The sequence below is a fragment of the Pseudomonas sp. CFBP 13719 genome, from assembly GCF_014842095.1.
Lineage (GTDB): Bacteria > Pseudomonadota > Gammaproteobacteria > Pseudomonadales > Pseudomonadaceae > Aquipseudomonas.
Window position 1 is genome coordinate 78131 of record NZ_JACYVB010000008.1, and the last position, 20299, is coordinate 98429.

General features: G+C 63.6%; 17 protein-coding genes and 3 tRNA genes. 2 read left to right on the forward strand and 18 right to left on the reverse strand.

Translation table 11 applies throughout. The features are described from left to right. Positions 1 to 137 precede the first annotated feature (137 nt). Complete coding sequence (locus IFT57_RS21635) at positions 138 to 1340, forward strand: MFS transporter (protein WP_192152626.1); 1203 nt, start codon at positions 138 to 140, stop codon at positions 1338 to 1340. Between the two features lie 56 nt (positions 1341 to 1396). On the opposite strand, the gene arfB is transcribed toward IFT57_RS21635, so the two are convergent. The 4 genes from arfB to IFT57_RS21655 form a co-directional block, all read right to left on the reverse strand. Next, positions 1397 to 1810, reverse strand: a complete 414-nt coding sequence (arfB, locus tag IFT57_RS21640) for an alternative ribosome rescue aminoacyl-tRNA hydrolase ArfB (RefSeq protein WP_192152627.1) — start codon at positions 1808 to 1810, stop codon at positions 1397 to 1399. A 12-nt stretch (positions 1811 to 1822) separates the two neighbouring features. Continuing rightward, positions 1823 to 3196, reverse strand: coding sequence for an amino acid permease (locus IFT57_RS21645; protein ID WP_122713948.1), 1374 nt, complete (start codon positions 3194 to 3196; stop codon positions 1823 to 1825). Positions 3197 to 3359: 163 nt separating this feature from the next. Further along, positions 3360 to 4589, reverse strand: coding sequence for a 23S rRNA pseudouridine(2605) synthase RluB (rluB, locus tag IFT57_RS21650; protein ID WP_122800928.1), 1230 nt, complete (start codon positions 4587 to 4589; stop codon positions 3360 to 3362). 112 nt (positions 4590 to 4701) lie between these two features. Continuing rightward, positions 4702 to 4896 carry a DUF1289 domain-containing protein gene (locus tag IFT57_RS21655; RefSeq protein WP_192152628.1) on the reverse strand — a complete coding sequence of 65 codons (195 nt, stop codon included), beginning with the start codon at positions 4894 to 4896 and terminating at the stop codon, positions 4702 to 4704. 319 nt (positions 4897 to 5215) lie between these two features. Here IFT57_RS21655 and IFT57_RS21660 point away from each other — a divergent pair, with 319 nt between their 5' ends. Further along, entirely contained in the window at positions 5216 to 5677 is a 462-nt protein-coding gene (locus IFT57_RS21660; protein WP_192047672.1) for a hypothetical protein, read from the forward strand. A gap of 89 nt (positions 5678 to 5766) precedes the next feature. Here IFT57_RS21660 and IFT57_RS21665 read toward each other — a convergent pair. The 14 genes from IFT57_RS21665 to pap all read right to left on the reverse strand — a co-directional run bounded on the left by IFT57_RS21665 (position 5767) and on the right by pap (position 20289). After that, a tRNA-Asp gene (locus IFT57_RS21665) sits at positions 5767 to 5843 on the reverse strand. 93 nt (positions 5844 to 5936) lie between these two features. Continuing rightward, a tRNA-Asp gene (locus IFT57_RS21670) sits at positions 5937 to 6013 on the reverse strand. Between the two features lie 68 nt (positions 6014 to 6081). Further along, positions 6082 to 6157, reverse strand: a tRNA-Val gene (locus tag IFT57_RS21675). Positions 6158 to 6353: 196 nt separating this feature from the next. Continuing rightward, positions 6354 to 7565 carry an O-succinylhomoserine sulfhydrylase gene (locus IFT57_RS21680; RefSeq protein WP_192152629.1) on the reverse strand — a complete coding sequence of 404 codons (1212 nt, stop codon included), beginning with the start codon at positions 7563 to 7565 and terminating at the stop codon, positions 6354 to 6356. Between the two features lie 14 nt (positions 7566 to 7579). After that, complete coding sequence (gene purF, locus IFT57_RS21685; RefSeq protein ID WP_122476407.1) at positions 7580 to 9085, reverse strand: amidophosphoribosyltransferase; 1506 nt, start codon at positions 9083 to 9085, stop codon at positions 7580 to 7582. A gap of 41 nt (positions 9086 to 9126) precedes the next feature. Next, a complete protein-coding gene (locus IFT57_RS21690; protein WP_122713951.1) occupies positions 9127 to 9684 on the reverse strand; it encodes a CvpA family protein in 558 nt (185 codons plus the stop codon). Between the two features lie 281 nt (positions 9685 to 9965). After that, positions 9966 to 10607, reverse strand: coding sequence for an SPOR domain-containing protein (locus IFT57_RS21695; protein WP_192152630.1), 642 nt, complete (start codon positions 10605 to 10607; stop codon positions 9966 to 9968). Beyond that, the gene (folC, locus tag IFT57_RS21700) at positions 10591 to 11898 is read right to left on the reverse strand and encodes a bifunctional tetrahydrofolate synthase/dihydrofolate synthase (protein ID WP_192152631.1); all 1308 of its coding nucleotides are present in this window, start codon (positions 11896 to 11898) and stop codon (positions 10591 to 10593) included. The genes IFT57_RS21695 and folC overlap by 17 nt, the downstream gene beginning before the upstream one ends. Continuing rightward, positions 11895 to 12815 (reverse strand): acetyl-CoA carboxylase, carboxyltransferase subunit beta, encoded by a 921-nt coding sequence (gene accD, locus IFT57_RS21705; protein WP_122476414.1) that lies wholly within the window; start codon positions 12813 to 12815, stop codon positions 11895 to 11897. The genes folC and accD overlap by 4 nt, the downstream gene beginning before the upstream one ends. Positions 12816 to 12979: 164 nt before the next feature. Further along, a complete protein-coding gene (locus tag IFT57_RS21710; protein ID WP_192152632.1) occupies positions 12980 to 13606 on the reverse strand; it encodes a phosphoribosylanthranilate isomerase in 627 nt (208 codons plus the stop codon). A 39-nt stretch (positions 13607 to 13645) separates the two neighbouring features. Next, positions 13646 to 14518 carry a tRNA pseudouridine(38-40) synthase TruA gene (truA, locus tag IFT57_RS21715; RefSeq protein ID WP_192047667.1) on the reverse strand — a complete coding sequence of 291 codons (873 nt, stop codon included), beginning with the start codon at positions 14516 to 14518 and terminating at the stop codon, positions 13646 to 13648. A gap of 156 nt (positions 14519 to 14674) precedes the next feature. Further along, on the reverse strand, positions 14675 to 17164 hold the full coding sequence (locus IFT57_RS21720) for a FimV family protein (protein WP_192152633.1): 2490 nt from the start codon (positions 17162 to 17164) through the stop codon (positions 14675 to 14677). 112 nt (positions 17165 to 17276) lie between these two features. Further along, a complete protein-coding gene (locus IFT57_RS21725; RefSeq protein ID WP_192152634.1) occupies positions 17277 to 18284 on the reverse strand; it encodes an aspartate-semialdehyde dehydrogenase in 1008 nt (335 codons plus the stop codon). Between the two features lie 511 nt (positions 18285 to 18795). Beyond that, on the reverse strand, positions 18796 to 20289 hold the full coding sequence (gene pap / locus IFT57_RS21730) for a polyphosphate:AMP phosphotransferase (RefSeq protein WP_192152635.1): 1494 nt from the start codon (positions 20287 to 20289) through the stop codon (positions 18796 to 18798). Positions 20290 to 20299: the final 10 nt, after the last annotated feature.

Consider the following 20299-nt stretch of genomic DNA (forward strand, 5'->3'; position numbering starts at 1 on the left):
TCCCGATCTCTCTTTTTGTGCCTCGTGCCTCTATCATGAGCGTCACGTAAGCCTGTCTTTATTTCTCGTGTGCGCCGGACACCCAGCCAGCCTGCCTGTATCTGCGCCCATCACCTGCTTCCGCGACGGATCTGCCCATGCCTCACGCCCAGCGCTCCATGACGGTCACGCTGCAAGTCGTCTCCATCGTCCTGTTCACCTTCATCGGCTACCTGAGCATCGGCATCCCGCTGGCGGTATTGCCGGGCTTCGTCCACAGCGACCTGGGCTACGGCGCGGTCATCGCCGGGCTGGTCATCAGCGTTCAGTACCTGGCCACCTTGCTCAGCCGCCCCCAGGCGAGCAAGATCATCGACAACCTGGGCAGCAAGAAGGCAGTCATCTACGGCCTGGTCGGCTGCGGCATCAGCGGGTTGTTCATGCTGCTGGCCGGCTGGTTGCAAAGCTGGCCGGCACTGAGCCTGGCCAGCCTGCTGGTGGGTCGAGTGTTGCTCGGATCGGCAGAAAGCCTGGTGGGCTCCGGTTCCATTGGCTGGGGAATCGGTCGCGTCGGGGCGGCGAACACCGCCAAGGTCATTTCCTGGAACGGCATTGCCAGCTACGGCGCGCTGGCCATCGGTGCGCCACTGGGCGTGCTGATGGTCAAGCACCTGGGCCTGTGGAGCATGGGCGCAAGCATCATCGTGCTTGCAGGCCTGGGCATCACCCTGGCCTGGAACAAGTTGCCCGCGCCAGTCGTGGCCGGCGAGCGCCTGCCGTTTCTGCACGTGCTGGGCCGCGTGCTGCCCCACGGTACCGGGCTGGCCCTGGGCGGTATCGGCTTCGGTACCATCGCCACCTTCATTACCCTCTACTACGCCAGCAATGCCTGGGACAACGCTGCGCTGTGCCTGAGCCTGTTCGGTGGCAGCTTTATCCTTGCCCGGCTCTTGTTCGGCAACCTGATCAACCGTCTGGGCGGCTTTCGCGTGGCGATCGTCTGTCTGAGCGTGGAGACCCTGGGCTTGCTGCTGCTGTGGTTGGCGCCCAGCCAGGAACTGGCCATGGCTGGCGCGGCGCTGACCGGTTTCGGTTTTTCCCTGGTATTCCCGGCGCTCGGCGTCGAAGCGGTCAACCTGGTGCCAGCGTCGAGCCGCGGTGCGGCCGTGGGGGCCTATTCGCTGTTCATCGACATGTCGCTGGGCATCACCGGGCCGGTGGCGGGCGCCATCGCCGCAGGCTACGGTTTCAGTGCGATCTTTCTGTTCGCCGCCGTGGCTGCGTGCGCCGGCCTGGGCTTGACCTTCTATCTATACAGGCAGGCAGCCAGCCTGGCACCGCCGGAAGACAAGCTGGTCTAGAACGGCGTGATCTGGAACGGCATGATCTACGGCTGGATGATCTACAGCGGGATGACTCAGAAGTCGATCTTGCCACGCCCGGCCTTGATCGCCCCGCGCTTGGTCTTGCCTTCCAGGCGGCGAGTCTTGGAACCCAACGTGGGCTTGGTCGGCCGTCGCTTCTTCTCCACCTTGGTGTCCAGCAGGATCAACTCGCGCAGGCGCTGCAGGGCGTCGGCGCGGTTCTGCTCCTGGGTGCGAAACTGCTGCGCCTTGATGACGATGACGCCATCGCCGGTGATCCGGCTGTCGCGCAGCGCCAGCAGACGCTCCTTGTAGAACGGCGGCAGCGACGAAGCGCCGATGTCGAAGCGCAGATGCATCGCGCTGGAAACCTTGTTGACGTTCTGCCCACCCGCGCCTTGCGCGCGGATGGCGCTGAGTTCGATTTCGGCGTCGGGCAGATGGACGGCGTTGGAGATTTCCAGCATGCAGCGCTCCGGTCAGGACGAGGGGTTCGACTTGAGGCGATAGCACAGGTACATCCCGCCGATCCACAGAGGAATGGCATACACCGACACACGAATGCCAGGAATCATCAGCATGATGATCAGGATGAACGCCACGAACGCCAGGCACAGGTAGTTACCGTACGGATACCACAACGCCTTGAACAACGGCACCTGGCCCTGGCGCTGCAGGTGCTGGCGGAACTTGAGGTGCGAGTAGCTGATCATCGCCCAGTTGATCACCAGGGTCGCCACTACCAGCGACATCAACAGTTCGAGCGCCTGCTGCGGTACGAAGTAGTTCAAGGCCACCGCCACCAGCGTAATCGCCGCCGACACCAGCAGCGCCCGAACCGGCACCCCACGGCCATCCACCTTGGCCAGTGCACGCGGCGCGTCACCCTGCTCGGCCATGCCCAGCAGCATGCGGCTGTTGCAATAGGTGCCGCTGTTGTACACCGACAACGCTGCCGTCAATACCACGAAGTTGAGCACGTGCGCGGCCGTGTCGCTGCCCAGCATCGAGAACACCTGGACGAACGGGCTGCCGCTGTAGGCATCGCCCGAGGCATTCAGGCTGGCCAGCAGGCCATCCCACGGGGTCAGCGACAACAGCACCACCAGCGCGCCGATGTAGAAGATCAGAATGCGGTAGATCACCTGGTTGATGGCTTTGGGAATCACCGTCTTCGGGCTGTCGGCCTCGGCGGCCGTGAAGCCGAGCATTTCCAGGCCACCGAAGGAGAACATGATGATCGCCAGGGCCATGACCAACCCGCCTACACCGTTGGGAAAGAAACCACCATGGGCCCAGAGGTTGCTGACACTGGCCTGAGGGCCGCCGTCACCGCTGACCAGCAGATAGCTGCCCAGGGCAATCATGCCGACGATCGCCGCGACCTTGATGATGGCGAACCAGAATTCGGTCTCGCCGAACACCTTGACGTTGGTCAGGTTGATGGCATTGATCATCAGGAAAAACACCGCAGCGGAGACCCACGTGGGTATTTCCGGCCACCAGTAATGCACGTACTTGCCGACGGCGGTCAACTCGGACATACCTACCAAGATGTACAGCACCCAGCAGTTCCAGCCGGACAGGAAACCGGGAAACCGGCCCCAGTAGCTGTGGGCGAAATGACTGAAAGAGCCGGCGACCGGTTCCTCGACGATCATCTCGCCCAGTTGGCGCATGATCAGGAAGGCAATGAAACCGCAGATGGCATAGCCCAGGATCATCGACGGCCCGGCGGACTTGAGTACGCCTGCGGAGCCCAGGAACAGCCCGGTACCGATGGCTCCGCCCAGAGCGATCAATTGGATATGGCGATTCTTCAGCCCACGCTTGAGCTGGTTTGGTTCAGTCATCAGGGAGCAGTCACTTCTTCGACGTTCGAGGTATCAAGAGTGCAATGGTCCGCCGCAGGCAAACCCTGTGGGAGCGGGTCTCTGCCCGCGAAGAGGCCCCCACCGACACCCCACAAAAAAACGCCAACCCTGCAAGGTTGGCGCACGTGGACATCAGTTGTCCTTACTCAGGCTTGGGCTTGCGACGGCCGAAGCCGGGACGCTGACCGGTGCCAGCGGCCGGGCCGCGACGGTTGCCCGACGGCGCGTCGTCCACCAGCTTGATGCCCGGACGCTTTGCCGCGGGCTTGGCACCCGGCTTGCCCGCAGGCCTGGCTGGACGCTTGTTCATGTCCGCCGGACGCTCGGCCACGGCACTGCCACGACCGCTGTCCTTGCGCGCAGCCGGAGCCGAATCACCGCGTGGCTGACGGGCTGGACGCTGCTCACTGGACGGCGCCGAATCGCCGCGCGGCTGGCGAGCCGGGCGCTGATCGGTGGACGGCGCGCCGTCGTGGGCCGGACGCAAGGTGCGCACGCGCTCGCCGCGGCCCATCGGGCGCGAGGATTTGCGCTGCATGCGCTCCAGCTTGTCCTTGGTCTTGGTGGTCATCGACGGCATGGCCACGGCGGTCAGGCCCACTTCGGCGCTCAGGGTATCGACTTCGCCCTGAGTCAGCTCGCGCCAACGACCCATCGGCAGGTCGGAATTGAGGAATACCGGGCCGAAGCGCACACGCTTCAGGCGGCTGACCACCAACCCCTGGGATTCCCACAGGCGACGCACTTCGCGGTTGCGGCCTTCCATCACCACGCAGTGGTACCAGTGGTTGAAGCCTTCGCCACCCGGTGCCTGCTGGATATCGGTGAAGCGGGCTGGCCCGTCTTCCAGGATCACGCCGTTCTTGAGGCGCAGCAGCATGTCGTCGTCGACTTCGCCGCGTACGCGCACCGCGTACTCACGGTCCATTTCGAACGAGGGGTGCATCAGGCGGTTGGCCAACTCGCCGTCGGTGGTGAACATCAGCAGCCCGGTGGTGTTGATGTCCAGGCGGCCGACGTTGATCCAACGGCCTTCGCGCGGGCGCGGCAGGCGGTCGAATACGGTCGGGCGGCCTTCGGGGTCGTCGCGGGTGCAGATTTCGCCGTCGGGCTTGTTGTAGATGATCACGCGGCGCACGGTTTCCGAGGCTTCTTCGCGCTTGATCACCTTGCCATCGACGGTAATGGCGTCGTGCAGGTCGACGCGCTGGCCGAGGGTCGCGACCTTGGCGTTGACCTTGATTCGGCCTTCGCTGATCCACGCCTCGACGTCGCGACGCGAACCCACGCCGATACGAGCCAATACTTTCTGCAGTTTTTCGCCGGCTGGGCCGATTTCCTGGCTGCCGTCTTGCTGATCGAGATCTTTCATCGTAAGCACCTCCCGGTGGGTCGAATTGAATACTGCTCGGCGCAGGCGCGCCGGAGGGCCGCGAATGATACGCGCAACACAGCGCCTGCGCATCAAAGGCTAGCCGATTTTTTCAGGCTTTCTTCTTTTTCCGCTTGGCGGTGCTTTTCATGTCTTTCAGGCGCTGCACCGCCTGTGCGTTCACGTCGCGACGCTCGTCCTTGTCCATCTTCTTCCAGGCCTTGCACTCAGGCTTGGTGCGGCCACAGGCAATACAGGTCTCGTCAGTGAACTTACAGACGCTGATACAGGGGTTCTTGCTGCTCATGGGACGGGGCACCGGTGCGCGACTGAAGGGATAACGCTCAGACAACGGCCAGCGCCGAATGCGCCATTTTCTTTGAACGCAGCAGGCTCGAGCCTATCCGGCGGCACTCGTTGAAACCCGTTGAAACCTAACAAGCGACACTGAGGAAACGCTGAACTAAATAATAATTCACACACGTTAAATATGAAAAATCATATTCATACTTCTGCCTGTCGAAGTTCTCAGCATGTGCTTAACTTTTTTTAACCGGGGGTCGCGCCCTGCGCTTGCAACACCGGTAATGATTAAAACAACTTATTCATTGAATACGAGGTGCAGCATGAACGCCAAAGACTTGAAGCCGTTTGATTTTTCGACCGTCAAACGAGATCAGAAGAACAGCGTAGGCAGCGTCGCGGACCTGACAGTGGAGTTCAGTCATATCCCTGCCAGATACGCCAGCGAGTTTCCAAACAGACAGGTCGTTTTCAAAGATGTACAGATTTTCGAGACTGCCCGGGGTGTGACTTTTTCAGCGAACTATGTTCCTGATCGTGGCAGTCACTGGGAGTTCATGATAAACACACCCAAGTCCCCAGGCTTCCACACCATTGGCGCTCAAGGATCGGCATACGCCGGGTTGCGTCACGGGGGACACGAGATGCACTTGTTCGATTACGACACCGTCGAACTGAAAGCCTACTCGCCAGACAGCATCTATCAGGCAAGGCTCGTCAATGCAGGTCAAGCCGGGGAGGACGGTTTCCAACTAAGCCTGGCTTCCAACGTGCAGGAGGACTGAGTCTCGAAAAAATCCAGACACAAAAAAAGCGACCCGAAGGTCGCTTTCTTTGTTTGCTTCGAGGAGTTCAAGGGCCTCGAGGCTTTGTATGGCGCAGCGGACGGGACTCGAACCCGCGACCCCCGGCGTGACAGGCCGGTATTCTAACCGACTGAACTACCGCTGCGTATCGCTCGGACTTGCGTCCGTTTGAAACCTGTTGACCAAGAACTTCGAGGTTCTCGATCGCTGACCCGGCGAACCGAATCAGTGTATAAAATGGCGCAGCGGACGGGACTCGAACCCGCGACCCCCGGCGTGACAGGCCGGTATTCTAACCGACTGAACTACCGCTGCGCAGTGTGTGCTCTCATGCTTCAGCACGTGTTGCTCTTTGTTGCGTTCTCAGCTGCATTCTAACGAAATGGTGGGTGATGACGGGATCGAACCGCCGACCCTCTGCTTGTAAGGCAGATGCTCTCCCGGCTGAGCTAATCACCCTTTGCTTCGCTGAGGCCGCGAAATTTACGCAGGTACCGAACCTAAGTCAATACCCTGTATGAAGTTTTTTTGAAAAAGGTACAGCCTGAGCGATTGGGAAGGTGTGGAAAGCATTCGCGGCCGCTGACCGCTCCTGCGGTGATCCCCGCAATGCCAAGGATCACCGCAGCAGCGGTCAGCGGCCGTGAAGAAGCGCTTACAACGCAGCGAGCCCACGCGCCAGATCGGCTTGCAGGTCGCCAACGTCTTCCAGCCCTACCGCCACCCGGATCAAGCTGTCGCGAATCCCTGCCGCTTCGCGCTCGGCCGGCGACAAGCGCCCGTGCGACGTGGTGGCCGGGTGGGTGATGGTGGTCTTGCTGTCGCCCAGGTTGGCCGTGATCGAGATCAGGCGGGTCGCATCGATGAAACGCCAGGCGCCCTCCTTGCCTCCCTTGACCTCGAAACTGACCACGGCACCGAAGCCCTTGGTCTGACGCTTGGCCAGCTCATGCTGGGGATGGCTCGGCAGGCCCGAGTAATGCACCTTCTCGATGCCCTCCTGCGCTTCCAGCCATTGCGCCAGCACCTGCGCGCTGGCGCAATGGGCACGCATGCGCAGGTTCAAGGTTTCCAGGCCCTTGAGAAAGATCCAGGCGTTGAACGGGCTCAAGGTAGAGCCAGCGGTGCGCAGGTAACCCAGCACCTCGTTCATTTCCTTGCTGCGACCGCACACGGCGCCGCCCATGCAACGGCCCTGGCCGTCGATGAACTTGGTCGCCGAGTGCACGACGATGTCGGCACCCAGCGCCAGCGGCTGCTGCAGCGCCGGCGTACTGAAGCAGTTATCGACCACCAGCATGGCGCCCTTGGCCTGAGCCACTGTGCTCAAGGCCGTGATGTCGACCAGCTCGGCCAGCGGGTTGGACGGCGACTCGACGAAGAGCAGCTTGGTATTGGCCTTGATGGCCCGCTCCCAGCCGCTGACGTCGGCCAACGGCACGTAGTCCACTTCGATGCCAAAGCGCTTGAAGTATTTCTCGAACAGGCTGATGGTCGAGCCGAACACGCTCTGTGAGACCAATACGTGGTCGCCCGCGCTGCACAGGCTCATGACCACGGCGGTGATCGCCGCCATGCCGGTGGCGAAGCCGACCGCCTGCTCTGCGCCCTCCAGAGCCGCCAGGCGCTCTTCGAAGGAGCGCACGGTGGGGTTGGTGTAGCGCGAGTAGACATTGCCCGGCACTTCGCCGGCAAAACGCGCCGCGGCATCGGCCGCAGTACGGAAAACATAGCTGGAAGTGAAGAACAGCGGGTCGCTGTGTTCACCTTCCGGCGTGCGGTGCTGGCCGGCGCGAACCGCCAGGGTGTCGAAAGACACCCCTTCGAGATCGCTATCCAGTCGCCCGGCATCCCATTCCTGTGTCATGCCGTTGCTCCCATTCAGTTGTTGTAGAGGTCTATGATCGCGCTGACCGCATGCGACTTGCTCTTGTTGGAGTCGTTGCGCGCCTGCTCGATCTTGTTCAGATAGAACGCGTCGATATCGCCGGTGACGTACTTGCCGTCGAACACCGCGCAATCGAAGTTCTCGATCTTGACCTTGCCACCACCGACCGCGTCGATCAGGTCGGGCAGGTCCTGGTAGATCAGCCAGTCGGCACCGATCAGATCGGCCACTTCCTGGGTGCTGCGATTGTGCGCAATCAACTCATGCGCACTCGGCATGTCGATGCCGTAGACGTTCGGGTAGCGCACGGCTGGAGCAGCCGAGCAGAAATAGACGTTCTTGGCGCCGGCTTCGCGGGCCATCTGGATGATCTGCTTGCAGGTGGTGCCGCGAACGATCGAATCGTCCACCAGCATCACGTTCTTGCCGCGGAACTCCAGCTCGATGGCATTGAGCTTCTGGCGTACCGATTTCTTGCGCGCGGCCTGGCCGGGCATGATGAAGGTACGGCCGATGTAGCGATTCTTGACGAAGCCTTCGCGAAATTTCACGCCCAGGTGGTTGGCCAGCTCCAGGGCCGCAGTGCGGCTGGTGTCCGGAATCGGGATGACCACGTCGATGTCGTGTTCGGGGCGTTCGCGCAGGATCTTGTCGGCCAGCTTCTCGCCCATGCGCAGGCGCGCCTTGTACACCGAGATACCGTCGATGATCGAGTCCGGACGCGCCAGATAGACGTGTTCGAAGATGCACGGTGCGTACTGCGGGTTGGGTGCGCACTGGCGGGTGTGCAGCTTGCCGTCTTCGGTGATGTACACCGCTTCGCCCGGCGCCAGGTCGCGGATCAGGGTGAAGCCGAGCACGTCAAGGGACACGCTTTCGGAGGCGATCATGTATTCCACGCCTTCGTCGGTGTGGCGCTGGCCGAACACGATCGGACGGATCGCGTGCGGGTCACGGAAACCGACGATGCCATAGCCGGTGATCATGGCCACTACCGCGTAGCCACCAGTGCAGCGCTTGTGCACGTCGGTAACGGCCGCGAACACGTCTTCCTCGGTGGGCTGCAGCTTGCCGCGCACGGCCAGTTCGTGGGCGAACACGTTGAGCAGCACTTCGGAGTCCGAGCTGGTGTTGACGTGGCGCAGGTCCGATTCGTAGATTTCCTTGGCCAGCTGCTCGACGTTGGTCAGGTTGCCGTTGTGCGCCAGGGTGATGCCATAGGGCGAGTTGACGTAGAACGGCTGGGCCTCGGCCGAGGTCGAGCTGCCCGCCGTGGGATAGCGCACATGGCCGATGCCCATGTGCCCGACCAGCCGCTGCATATGACGCTGCTGGAAAACGTCCCGTACCAGCCCGTTGTCCTTGCGCAGGAACAACTTGCCATCGCTACTGGTAACGATACCGGCAGCATCCTGGCCGCGGTGTTGGAGGACCGTTAGCGCGTCATACAGCGCTTGATTGACGTTCGACTTACCGACGATACCGACGATGCCACACATGCGACGCAACCCCTACTTAATGAATCTGAACTGAGCACCACTCACTGCGCCTTGTTGGCCGGCAAGAGGTGCTCCTTGAACGGAATGTCAGCCGGTGCGCTGATTCCGCTGGCGAGCCACTGGCTGGACATCCCCAGAATGAGGTTTTTCGACCAGTCAGCAACCAAAAGAAATTGCGGCAGCAGGCGTGATTCCTGCCACCAGGCATCCTGTTGAACCGGCCCCAGGCTCATCAGCCCGGCAGCCACCACCACCAGCAGGCCACCGCGCGCGGCGCCGAAGACCATGCCCAGGAAGCGGTCGGTGCCCGACAGCCCGGTAACGCGAATGAGCTCGCCGATCAGGTAGTTGACCATGGCGCCGACCAGCAAGGTGGCCACGAACAGCACGGCACACCCGGCAATGACGCGCGCGGATGGGGTCTGGATGTAGTTTTCGAAATAACCGGCGAGAGAACCGCCGAACAGCCAGGCCACGCCACCTGCGACTATCCATGTAACCAGCGACAGGGCTTCCTTGACGAAGCCGCGTGTCAAGCTGATCAGTGCGGAGATGGCGATGATCGCGATGATCGCCCAGTCAACCCAGGTAAATGCCACAGTGCGGCCTGCATACGGATAAGGCGGCGCATTTTAGCAGAGCGCGGGCGCGGGGGTAAGCGGCGATTGTCGCAGGGCGCGCTGCGCCCTTTTCGCGGCCACATTCAACCGCGATCCCCGTAGGAGCGGTCAGCGGCCGCGAAGGGAGCGACGGCGGTAGACCTGATCCACCGCGGCGCGCTTTTCGCAGCCGCTGACCGCTCCCACATTCAACCGCGATCCCTTGTGGGAGCGGTCAGCGGCCGCGAAGAGAGCGACACGGCCTCGCGTCTAACGAAGACTCAGCCGCGCTCGGGTTCGAAACGCACCACGAACCCCTGCAGCTTCTGCTGGCGGTTGATCACGTCACGCAGACGCTCGGCCTCGGCGCGCTCGACCAGCGGGCCGACAAACACCCGGTTCTTGCCATCGGCCGTACGCACGTAGGCGTTGTAGCCCTGCGCGCGCAGGCTCTTCTGCAAGGTGTCGGCACCGGCGCGGTTGGACAGACTGGCCAATTGCACGGACCAGCTGACCGGCAGCCCATTGGGGTCGATCTTGCTGGCGGTGTCCGTCTTGGCGACCGGTGGCACCTTGGCTGCAGCGATGGGCGCGGAAGGCTGCACCGATTCCACCGGCTTCTTCACAGGCGCGGCAGGCGTCGTAGGCACCGACTGGATCGGCTGGCTAGGCGGGGCAGCCTTTGTCGCGGCCTGCGCCGGAACCGGCTCTGTCTCGATGATCTGCGGCTCGGGCACGGCAACCGGCTCGACCTGCACCTGAGGCGCAGCCGGGGCCTGCGGCGCTGCCGGAGCTTGCACCTGAACCTGGCGCACGGTTTGATCCTCCCGTGAAAACAGCATCGGCAGGAAAATCACCGCCAGCGCGATCAGCACCAGGGCGCCGATCATGCGCTGCTTGAACACCTTATTGGGCAATGCCATCCACGTTCTCCCGTTCTACGTTGCCATACATCCATTTCAGGGCCTGGGCGACACAGTGGAACGAGCCGAACACCAGAATCTCGTCACCCTCGCCTGCGGCTTCGCACTGCGCTTCGAGCGCATCGGCGAGGCTGCCATGAGACGTCGTGTCAGCGCCAAGGTTCAGGAGCGCGGCATCGAGCTCGGCGGCCGGACGACTGCGCGGTGTTTTCAGCGGTGCGACCGCCCAGTGCGCGATGACGGCTGTCAGCGGCTCGACGACCCCGGCCAGATCCTTGTCGGCGAGCAGGCCGAACACTGCCAGACGCCGGCCCGCCAAAGGCTGACGCGCCAGACGCTCGGCCAGAAAGCGAGCGGCGTGCGGGTTGTGACCCACGTCCAGCAGGATGTCGACCGACTTGCCGGCGTAACTCACACGGTGGCGGTCCAGGCGGCCGGCCACCCGGGTGTGCGCCAGCGCCCAACCCATACGTGCAGCGTCGCGCGGCAGATCGAGCGCCACGTAGGCCTGCAGGGCGAGCGCGGCGTTTTCCAGCGGCAAGCTGGGCATTGGCAGCGACAGCAACTCGACCGGGTAGCCTTCGACATCCACCCCACGCCACGACCAATGATCGCCCTGCACGGTGAAATCGTAGTCGCGGCCGCGCAGATAGAACGGGCAACCCAGCGTGGCAACCTGCTCGAGCAATGGCTGCGGAGGATCGATATCGCCGCACAGTGCCGGCACGCCAGCGCGCAGGATGCCGGCCTTCTCGAACGCCACCGACTCGCGGGTATCCCCCAGGTACTCGGCATGGTCCAGACCGATGCTGGTGACCACGGCCACGTCTGCATCCACCAGGTTGACCGCGTCGAGCCGACCGCCCAGGCCCACTTCCAGCACCACGGCATCCAGCCCGGCGCGCTGGAACAACCAGAGCGCGGCCAGGGTGCCCATCTCGAAATAGGTCAGTGTGGTGGCGCCGCGTGCGGCTTCAACGGCAGTGAACGCCTCGCACAGCTGGGCATCGGTAGCCTGCTGGCCGTCGATCAGCACCCGTTCGTTGTAGCGCAGCAGATGCGGCGAGGCGTAGACCCCCACTTTCAGATCGCGATCCTGCATCAGCGCCGCAATGAACGCGCAGGTCGAACCCTTGCCGTTGGTGCCGGTCACCGTGACCACACGCTCGGCTGGCTTGCTCAGGCCCAGGCGCTGCGCGACTTCGCGGCAACGCTCCAGGCCCATGTCGATGGCCGAAGGGTGCAGCTGCTCCAGATAGGCGAGCCACTGGCTCAGGCTGCGCTCGGTCATACGTTGGCGGGCGCCGGCGGAACCACGATCGGCTCGATCGGGGCAGCGACGTAGGTAGGCGTCGGCAAGCCCATGAACTGGGCCAGCAGGCTGCCCAGGCGCGGACGCAGTTCCTGGCGCGAAATGATCATGTCGATCGCGCCGTGCTCGATGAGGAATTCGCTTCGCTGGAAGCCTTCCGGAAGTTTTTCGCGCACGGTCTGCTCGATTACCCGTGGGCCGGCAAAACCGATCAGCGCCTTGGGCTCGGCAACGATCACGTCACCCAGCATCGCCAGGCTGGCGGAGACACCACCGTAGACCGGGTCGGTCAGCACCGAGATGAACGGAATGCCTTCTTCGCGCAACCGCGCCAGGACTGCAGAGGTCTTGGCCATCTGCATCAGCGAAATCAGCGCTTCCTGCATGCGTGCGCCACCGGAAGCGGCAAAGCAGATCATCGGGCAACGGTTTTCCAGGGCGTAGTTGGCAGCGCGCACGAAGCGCTCGCCGACGATGGCACCCATGGAACCACCCATGAACGAGAATTCGAAGGCGCTGGCCACCACGGGCATGCCCAGCAAGGTGCCGCTCATGGAGATCAGCGCGTCCTTTTCACCTGTCTGTTTCTGCGCTGCGGTGAGGCGATCCTTGTACTTCTTGCCGTCGCGGAATTTCAGGCGATCGACCGGTTCCAGATCGGCGCCCAGTTCGGCGCGGCCGTCTTCGTCAAGGAAAATGTTCAGGCGCGCACGTGCGCCGATGCGCATGTGGTGGTTGCACTTGGGACAGACGTCGAGGGTCTTCTCCAGCTCCGGACGGTACAGCACTGCTTCGCAGGACGGGCACTTGTGCCACAGGCCTTCGGGCACCGAGCTTTTCTTCACTTCCGATCGCATGATCGAAGGGATCAGCTTGTCTACCAACCAGTTGCTCATGCTTTATTTCTCCAGTACCGGGGACGACTGGCCTGGCCAGGTCCCGCGCATGCTCTTGAGCGTGTTCAGATATGAAACGAATACGTGGGCGAGCGTGGCGCAGGCTTCACACCTGGGTGCCGCGCGTTTCGCGAAACGTATGGACGGTGCCGAGCTGCGTGCCGTCACATGCCGCCCCCACGCACCGCCTTGAGGAAAGCGTCGATCTTGCCGTGGTCCTTGATGCCTTTGCTCGACTCGACCCCGCCGCTGACATCCACCGCCCAGGGTTTGACCTGAGCGATGGCCTGGGCGACGTTGCCGGCGTGAAGCCCGCCTGCCAGCACGATCGGCTTGTCCAGGTGCTCGGGCACCAGCGACCAGTCGAACGCTTCGCCGGTGCCGCCGGGCACACCGGCGACGTAGGTATCGAGCAGGATACCGCTGGCGTTGCGATAGGCCCGGCAGGCCGCCTGCAAGTCATCGCCGGCGCGCACGCGCAATGCCTTGATGTAGGGCCGGTGGTAACCCTCGCAGTCGTCCGGGGTTTCGTCGCCATGGAATTGCAGCAGGTCCAGCGGCACGGCATCGAGGATCTCACCCAGTTCGCAACGGCTGGCATTGACGAACAGGCCAGTGGTGGTCACGAACGGCGGCAGCGCGGCGATGATCGCGCGTGCCTGTTGCACGCTCACCGCCCGAGGGCTTTTGGCATAGAACACCAACCCGATCGCATCGGCACCCGCGTGCGCAGCGGCCAAAGCATCCTCTATGCGGGTAATACCGCAGATTTTGCTGCGAACGGCTGACATGTCGGCGAGTACCTCGACTTGGCTGGGGAACGGCGGATGTTAGCAAATGCTGTCGGCGACGTCAGCCAGTGTGTCGAACCCGGTCAGGAAGTGCGGGCCGATATAGCGCTCGGGCAGTGGGAACTCATCGCGGTACTCGACTTGTACCAGGTAGAGCCCGAAGGGATGGGCCGTGACCCCGCCGGTACGGCGCACCCGGCTTTGCAACACTTCGGCGGCCCATTCGACCGGACGCTCGCCAGTGCCGATGGTCATCAGCACACCGGCGATGTTGCGCACCATGTGGTGCAGGAAGGCATTGGCGCGCACGTCGATGACGATCATCTTGCCGTGCTGAGTGACCCGCAGGTGATGCAGTTGCTTGATCGGTGACTTGGCCTGGCACTGGCCGGCGCGGAAAGCGCTGAAGTCGTGGGTACCGACCAGGGCCTGGGCGGCGGCCGCCATGCGGGTGACATCCAGCGGACGGTGATTCCAGGTGATTTCCTCGCCCAGATGGGCGGGTCGAATCTGGTCGTTGTAGATGACGTAGCGGTAGCGGCGGGCGATGGCCTTGAAACGAGCATGAAAATTGGGCGGCATGATTTTCGCCCAGGTAACGCTGACATCGTGAGGCAGGTTGATGTTGGCGCCCATGACCCAGGCTTTCATGCTGCGTTCGGCCTGGGTATCGAAATGCACCACCTGGCCGCAGGCGTGGACACCCGCGTCGGTGCGGCCGGCGCACATCAGCGAGATGGGCGATGCGGCGACCTTGCCCAGAGCGTCTTCGAGGGTTTCCTGTACGGTGCGCACGCCGGAGGCCTGGCGTTGCCAGCCCCGGTAGCGCGAACCTTTGTATTCAACGCCCAGGGCAATGCGATAGAAGCCGTCGGCCGCCGATTCGGCGACCGCGTTGTCGATGTTTTGCACGAAGTTGCAGCCTGTTGGTTAAGCGATGGCGGCGATTATACCGGATCATCGAATGGCGGCGCTGCCTTCGCGGGCAGAGCCCGCTCCCACAATGGGGCCCTCGATGCATAGATGTGGGAGCAGGTTCGGGCGTCAGACGGCGACGGCCGCACCGCGTTACCGGCTGATGCGCCCTAGCATCTCGCGCGCCTCATCCTGCTGCCCGGTGCTGCCTTCTTTCAGCACCTCGCCCAGAATGTCGCGGGCGCCGTCGTTGTCGCCCATCTCGATGTAGGCACGGGCCAGGTCAAGCTTGGTGCCAGCCTCGTCTCCCCCGTCGAGGTAGTCGAAATCGTCTTCGCCTTCGATCGGCGGGAGATCCTCAGGCTTGGGTGGCACGGCGAACGGTTCGGCCATGGGTGTGCGGGCAAAACCGTCGGACAGTTTTTCCAGTTCGGCATTGATCTCGTTCAGGCGCGATTCGGGTGCCTGTGGCTGCTCGGTATCATCAGCCAGCGACAGATCGAAATCTTCCGGCAAGGTCGCGTCGTCTTCCTTGGTCGGGTTGCCCGCCGCAGCTTTCTGCTCGGCCAGCAAGGTGTCGAAGTCGATGTCACTGCCCGCCGTCGGCGCAGGGTCCAGGGTGTCGTCCAGATTGAGGTCGAAATCGGTGTCGAAGGTGCCGTCCAGCGAATCGGCGGACCCCGGCTCGTCGTGCAGCAGCTGCTTGACGTAATCGGCGTCCATCTGCGCTGCCGTGGCAGCTGCACCGGCGGCCGCCGCGGCAACCCCCAGCATGGCAGGGAAACGTGTTTTCAACCGCTCGACGTCCGCATGGTTCTGGCCGGTGGCGATCAACTGCCGTTCCTGACCGACGAAGCCATCCCGGTCACCCTGCAGGCCATACACTTCCATCAATTTCAAGCGCAGGTCGCTGCGCTTGGTCTCGCGCTCGGTCGCCGCCTCCAACAGTTCGGCGGCGTGGTTGAGGCGGCCGCGCGCAATGCTCTGCTCCACTTCCGCGAACAGCCCTTCGTCGGTGTCGATGCTGGGGCGCAGCGGTGGCGTAGGCAGCACGGTCTGCGCGGGCGCCTCGGCGAAGGTAGCAGGTGCGGCACTGGCCCTGGCGCCTGCTACCGAGGCGGCCACCATGGCCGGGGTCAGGTGCACGGTTGCTGCCGGGCGCTCCAGTTCTTCGAAGCTGTTGGGCGGCAAATCGAGATCCGGGCCGTGATCGGGCTCTTCGGCCAGCGCACGGGCCATGCGCATGTGCTTCTCCGCCTCCTGCTGCGCCTTGCGACGACGGGCCAGCAACAGCAGGAGCAAGAACAGCGCTGCGAGAGCACTGGCACCGACCACCATCAGCAGGGTGGAGTTGTCGCTGGGCTGCTCGGCAACCGCATCATCGGCCGGGTCGCCGGTCGCATCCAGCGGCTCACCCTGAGGCAAGGCCGGGGTACTGGCAGCCGCGTCGGGATTGACCTGCTCGGTGGCACCGGGTACCGCCGGTGCCGGAACCAGCGCGGCGTTGACCGGGGCATCGGGATCGCCCTCGGCAGGCTCGCCGCTGGCATCCGCAGGGGCCAGCGCTTGCGCCGGGGCCAATGCCTCGGCCGGCACCGGAACATCGGCGCCCGCCGCCTGCATCTTGGCCAGTTGGTCGTTCTTGAGCTGAATCAGTTTCTGCAACTTGTCGAGCTGACTCTGCAGGTCGGCGTTGCGGCTGCGCAATTCTTCGTTGTCACGACGCGTGGAATCCAGGGCTTCCTGGGTCACGGCGAGCTTCTGGTCGAGCGCCCTGGCATCGCCGGCCGGACCATCGGCCTCGCTGGCGCCTGACACCAGGCTGAGGTTGTCTTGCGGCGGCGCTGCGGCCGGCGCCGGAGCACCGTTGCCACGGCGCGTGGCATCGACCTGTTGCGCCCGCGGACCGAGGCGACGGCCTTCGCGCCAGGCAGCATTCTGCCGCGCGACTTCGGCCACGGCTGGGCCCGGTGCGGTGGCCGCGGTCTGCTGGGCGTCAGGCATGCGCAGCACCTGCCCGGTCTTGAGCCGGTTGATGTTGCCGTCGAGGAACGCATCGGGGTTGAGCGCCTGGATGGCCAGCATGGCTTGCTGGACCGAGCTGCCCTGGCGATTGCGCGCAGCGATCTCCCACAGGGTGTCACGCGAACCCGTGGTGTAGGACGCCTGGTTGGCGCTGGCTGCGGGGGCGCTCAGCGCCGGCTGCGGTGCATTCTGCGCCGCCTGGGCTGCCTGCGGGGCAAACTGCGCGGGATCGAGCAGCATGCTGTAGTCGCGCAGCAGCCGGCCGCTGGGGAAATTGACCTGCACGAGGAACTTCACCAAGGGCGCCGACAAGGGTTGCGTCGAGGTCACGCGGATGACGCTGCGGCCACTGGCGTTGATCACCGGGGTGAAGCGCAGGCTGTCGAGGAACGCCTGGCGCTCGACGCCCGCCTTGCTGAATTCCTCGGCCGGGGCCAGCACCGGCTGCACCTCGGCGGCAGTGAGGCCGCGCACATCGAGCAGTTCTATCTCGGCGAGCAGGGGCTGGTTCACCGCGGACCTGAGGGTCAACTCACCCAGCTCCAGGGCGTTGGCGATACCGGAGGACAGCGCCGAAGCGGCAGCCATTGCTAACACCAGTTTGCGAACTTGAACCATGGCCTAATCCTTGTCTGAACATTCCTCGGCAAGCGAGAAGAAGCTTGCGCTGTCACATGCGAACAGCTGGGCAAAACGGGCGAACTGTCTGCAAATTGTCGGCAAGTATCTTTTAGCCATGACCTTTAATCAACAACTCGGCCACTTGTACTGCATTCAAAGCGGCGCCCTTGCGCACGTTGTCCACCGTGGCCCACAGGCTCAGCGCCTGGGGATCGTCGATACCGCTGCGTACACGGCCTACATACACCACGTCCTGGCCTACCGCATCGCCTACGGCTGTAGGGTAGTCGTCTTCCACCGTTTCGATCCCGGGCGCCGCAGCCAGGGCCTGGTTGATGGACGCAAGGTCCAGCGTCGTGCCGGTCTGCAGCGCGATGCTGTAGCTGTCGCCAAAGAACACCGGCGCCTGCAGGCAGGTCACCGAAATCTTCAGCGTCGGCATGCCAAGCAACTCGCGCAGTTCGTCGACCAGCCGGCGCTCCAGCGGCACATGGCCCTGCGCGTCCGGCGTACCGACCTGCCCCAGCAGGTTGAAGGCAATCTGGCGGTCGAAGAACTGCGGTTCCAATGGGCGCACATTGAGCAGCTCGGCCGTCTGCCGGGCGAGTTCGCTGACAGCCTCGCGGCCCAGCGCCGAGACGGCCAGACAGGCGGTCACGTGCACCTGCTGCAGATCCAGCACAGCACGCAAGGGGGCCAGGATCACGGCCAGCGCAGTCGCGGCGGCGCTGGGGCTGGCGACTTGCACGGGCAGCGGCAGATCGCTCAGCACGGCGGCATTGGCTTCCGGCACCACGTTGGGGGCCTGAGACGCCGGCAGGCCGGCCGACAGATCGATGACCGTGCAACCGGCCGCCGTGGCACGCGCTGCCAGGCTGCGCGTCACTGCAGAGCCAGCGGCGAAGAACACCAGCTTGACCAGGCTGAAATCGAACTGATCGACTTCGCGTACACGCACGTTCTTGCCGCGAAAGGCCACCGAGGCACCGGCCGATTCGCTGCTCGCCAGCAGGTGCAGTGCACCTACCGGGAAATCACGCTCTTCGAGCACCTGCACGAGGGTTTCGCCAACCGTTCCGGTGGCGCCGATCACGGCGATGTCGAAAGTCTGGGGCATGGGCAGGGTCCTCGGGAAATGAACAGGGCGCGCACTTTATCGGTTATCGGCCGCGCTGTCCTGGCAGCAGACAGGCGCCGCAGTTCACCTGCCCCACCGCGGCGCGCCTTTCGCGGCCACCGGCCGCTCCTACGAACAACCTCGTAACCTGCGTAGGAGCGGTCATCGGCCGCGAAACAGGCGCTGCAGTGCACCTGCTCCACCGCTGCGCGCTCTTCGCGGCCACGGACCGCTCCTACGAACAACCTCGTAACCTGCGTAGGAGCGGTCATCGGCCGCGAAAGGAGCGCCGCGGTTTGTCTGAACCACCGCGGTGCGCCTTTCGCGGCCACGGACCGCTCCTACCAACAACCTCGTAACCTGCGTAGGAGCGGTCATCGGCCGCGAAAGGAGCGCCGCGGTTTGTCTGAACCACCGCGGTGCGCCCTTCGCGGCCACGGACCGCTCCTACGAGCAACCTCGTAACCTGCGTAGGAGCGGTCATCGGCCGCGAAGGGAGCGCCGCGATGGCTCAGTCTTTCTTGTCCTTCTTGAAGGCAGCTTCCAGCGCATCGTTGATCGTGCGCAGTACCTTGACTCGCGCCCAGCGCTTGTCATTGGCCTCGACCAGGGTCCAGGGCGCCACCTCACTGCTTGTGCGATCGACCATATCGCCCACCGCGTCGCGATAGGCGCCCCATTTTTCCCGGTTGCGCCAGTCGTCTTCGGTGATCTTGAAACGCTTGAACGGGATCTGTTCGCGTTCCTTGAACCGTTCCAGCTGGGTCTGTTCATCGATCGCCAGCCAGAACTTGACCAGTACCACGCCGGCCTCGGTGAGTTGTTCTTCGAAGTCGTTGATTTCGCCGTAGGCGCGCATCCAGTCGGCCGGACTGCAAAAGCCTTCGATCCGCTCGACCAGCACACGGCCGTACCAGGAGCGGTCGAACACGGTGAACTTGCCGCGCGCCGGCAATTGCCGCCAGAAACGCCACAGATAGGGCTGGGCGAGTTCGTCCTGGGTGGGCGCGGCAATCGGCACGATGTGGTATTGACGCGGGTCGAGCGCGGCGGCGACACGCTTGATCGCTCCACCCTTGCCCGCCGCATCGTTGCCTTCGAACACCGCCACCAGGGCGTGACGGCGCATGCGCTTGTCGCGCATCAGGCCTGCCAGACGGGCCTGCTCGGAAATCAGTTGGTGTTCGTAATCGTCCTTCTGCAGATGCCGGCTCAGATCCAGGCTGCCGATCAGGCTGCGTTTGTCGATGCTTTCGCCACTGCTCGCCACGACCTTGCGCACTGGCTCGGTGGGCGCCTTCAGGGCAGCCTGCAAGCCTTCGAGCAGAATCTGCCCGACCGCCAGGCTGCGGTAGTTGGCATCCACGCCTTCGATCACGTGCCACGGCGCGTAATCGCGACTGGTGCGCCGCACCACGCGTTCGCCGAAGCGCACGAAACGGTCATAGGTCCTGGACTGCTGCCAGTCCAGCGGGCTGATCCGCCAGCTGTGCAACGGATCGTCACGCAACGACTTGAGGCGCGCCTTCATCTGATGCTTGGACAAGTGGAACCAGAACTTGAAGATCAGCGCACCTTCGTCGCAGAGCATTCGCTCCAGCCGCTGCGCGCCGTTGATGGCCTGCTCCAGACGGCCATCCTTGATGTCGCCATGCACCCGATCCTGGATCATCTGGCTGTACCAGTTGCCGAAGAACACGCCCATGCGGCCCTTGGCCGGCAACTGGCGCCAGTAGCGCCAGGCCGGTGGTCGCGCCAGTTCCTCGTCGGTCTTTTCATCGAAGGTGCGCACCTCGATCAGGCGCGGGTCCATCCACTCGTTGAGCAACTTGACCGTCTCGCCCTTGCCCGCCCCTTCCACGCCGTTGATCAACACGATCACCGGGAAACGCGCCTGCTCCTTGAGCTCGTACTGGGCTTCCAGCAGCGCTTCGCGCAGGGCAGGCAGACGCGCCTCGTAAGTATCTTTGTCGATGGCGTGACCAATCTCGGCAGATTCGAACATGGGGCAGGCA